This is a genomic window from Streptomyces sp. NRRL S-495, assembly GCF_000966955.1.
GTDB classification, from domain to species: Bacteria; Actinomycetota; Actinomycetes; order Streptomycetales; family Streptomycetaceae; genus Kitasatospora; species Kitasatospora purpeofusca.
Window position 1 is genome coordinate 1 of sequence record NZ_JZWY01000560.1, and the last position, 2557, is coordinate 2557.

The following is a 2557-nucleotide window of genomic DNA, read 5'->3' on the forward strand; positions in this document are numbered from 1 at the left end:
CGTCAACATGGGCGTCCTGGCCGCCCTGGCCGGGCTGGTCTTCGCCGCCCGCCTCAACGCCGGCACCCCGCAGGCGGGCATCAACTTCGAGCTGGAGGCGATCGCCGCCGCGTTCATCGGCGGCGCCTCCGCGAGCGGCGGCGTCGGCACCGTGCTCGGCGCGATCATCGGCGGTCTGGTCCTGGGCGTCCTCAACAACGGCATGTCGCTGGTCGGCATCGGCACCGACTACCAACAGGTCATCAAGGGACTGGTGCTGCTCGCCGCCGTCGGCTTCGACGTCTACAACAAGCGCAAGGCCGGGTCCTGACCCGGCCCGCCCCCGAGCGCGGGCGGGGAACGGCACGGTGAATTGTGGGCACCGTGCCGTTCCCCGCCCGTTCGTCGTTCCTCCGCCCCGCTCCCCACAACTCGGCGGAAGAAAATTCGAACGGGCGGCAACCTCCGCCGCGACGGCGGCAACTGACGGGTGAGCCCGAGGGCGGGGCACGCCCGCGGGTCGTCCGATCCCATCGCCGACCGCCGCCGCCCGACCGGGCGGGTGTGCGCGGCGGGGCCGAAGCGAGGAGCAACTCCCATGAACGAGACGGACCGCACGGTGGACGGCCACCGGCATCGCGCCCCCGCCGCCGGTGGTGTGCCACGCCCCCGTGGGCGCCACCGCCGGCGCTGGACCAGGCTCGGCCTGGCGCTGGGCGTCCCCGGTGTGCTCGGCCCGTACCTGCTGTTCGTGCAGGCCGACTCGAACGCCGCGTCGGTGGACCCCGACGCCTACTACACGTTGGTGTCCGTCCGCAGCGACAAGGCGCTGGACGTGCCCGGCGCGGACGCGGCCGACGGCGTCCCGACCCGGCAGATGAACCGCGTCGCCGGAGCCACCGGCCAGCAGTGGCGGCTGAGGCCGACGGCGGACGGCTACTACGAGCTGGAGAACCGCGGCAGCCACAAGGTCCTCGGAGTGCGCGGTGATTCCTCGCAGTCGACGGCCGCGATCGAGCAGCAGACCGACCACGCCTCCGCGGCGCAGCAGTGGCGGACGGCGGACGTCGGGGACGGCGCGGTGAAGTTCGTCTCCCGCGCCAGTGGCATGGTGCTGGACGTGTCGGGCGGTGGCAAGGACGAGGGCATCCCCATCATCCAGTACGCCGACCGGGGCGCCACGAACCAGCAGTGGAAGCTGGTGAAGGTGGCCGGCACGGGCGGGTACAGCTGGCACAACGCGCAGATCGTCGGCGGCGGGTTCGTCACCGGCCTGGTGTTCAACCCCACCCGCAAGGACCTGCTGTACGCCCGGACCGACATCGGCGGCGCGTACCGCTGGGACGCGGCGGCCGGACGGTGGACCTCCCTGACCGACTGGATCGGTGGCGCCGACTGGAACCTGCTGGGGATCGAGAGCCTGGCGACCGACCCGGTCGACCCCGACCGCCTGTACCTCGCCAGCGGCACCTACACCAACGAATGGGCGGGCAACGGCGCGATCCTGCGCTCCACCGACCGGGGGCGGACGTTCCAGCGCACCGACCTGCCGTTCAAGCTGGGCGGCAACGAGGACGGCCGGTCCATGGGCGAGCGGCTGGTCGTGGACCCGAAGAACCACGGCACGCTCTACCTGGGCACCCGCAAGAACGGGCTCTGGCGCAGCACCGACTACGGCGTGACCTGGGGCCAGGTCGGAAGCTTCCCGGTCAAGGACGGTGCGAGCAGCGGGGTCGGCCTGTCCTTCGTGACCTTCGGCCCGTCCGGCAGCGGAACGATCTACGTCGGTGCGGCCGACAGGAACACCTCGTTGTACCGCTCGACCGACGGCGGCGCCACCTGGCAGGCCGTCCCCGGCCAGCCGACGGGGCAGCTGCCGCAGCACGGCGTGCTGTCCGGCGACGGCTCGTTCTACCTGACGTACACCAACGCGCCCGGACCGAACGGCGTGACGGCCGGCTCGGTGTGGAAGTACACGCCCTCCACCGGCGCCTGGAAGAACGTCTCGCCGTCCGGCGGCAACTACGGCTTCGCCGGGCTGGCGGTCGATCCGCAGCACCCTGCCACGGTGATGGTCACCACCCTGGACCGCTGGTGGCCGTCCGACGAGCTCTACCGCTCGACCGACGGCGGCGGCACCTGGAAGGCACTCGGCGCCACCTCCGAGCGGGACAACTCCGCGGCGCCGTACGTGGGTACCGGCATCGGGCACTGGATGGGCGCGCTGGCCATCGACCCCTTCGACGCCGGGCACGTGCTGTACGGCACCGGCTCGGGCATGTGGGGCAGCAACGACGTGACCGCGGCGGACAGCGGGCGTCCGACGCACTGGACGGTCCCGGCCAAGGGCCTGGAGGAGACCGCGACCCTCGGACTGGTCAAGCCTCCCCGCCAGCCGCTGATCAGCGCGCTCGGCGATGTCAGCGGCTTCCGGCACGAGGACCTGACCAGGACGCCGTCCGGCGCGCTCTCCGGACCGCTGTTCTCCAACACCACCGGCATCGACTTCGCCCAGGCCAAGCCGGAGTTCGTGGTGCGCGTCGGTCTCGGCAACGCACAGCACGGCGCCTTCTCGACC

1 protein-coding gene and 1 pseudogene are annotated in these 2557 nt (G+C 72.2%); both read left to right on the forward strand.

What is annotated here, in order from left to right; all coding sequences use genetic code 11:
• Positions 1 to 310: pseudogene (locus tag VR45_RS27160) on the forward strand (sugar ABC transporter permease); the annotation flags it as partial.
• 267 nt (positions 311 to 577) lie between these two features.
• On the forward strand, positions 578 to 2557 hold a 1980-nt coding region (locus VR45_RS27165; RefSeq protein WP_052709409.1), incomplete at its 3' end, for an RICIN domain-containing protein.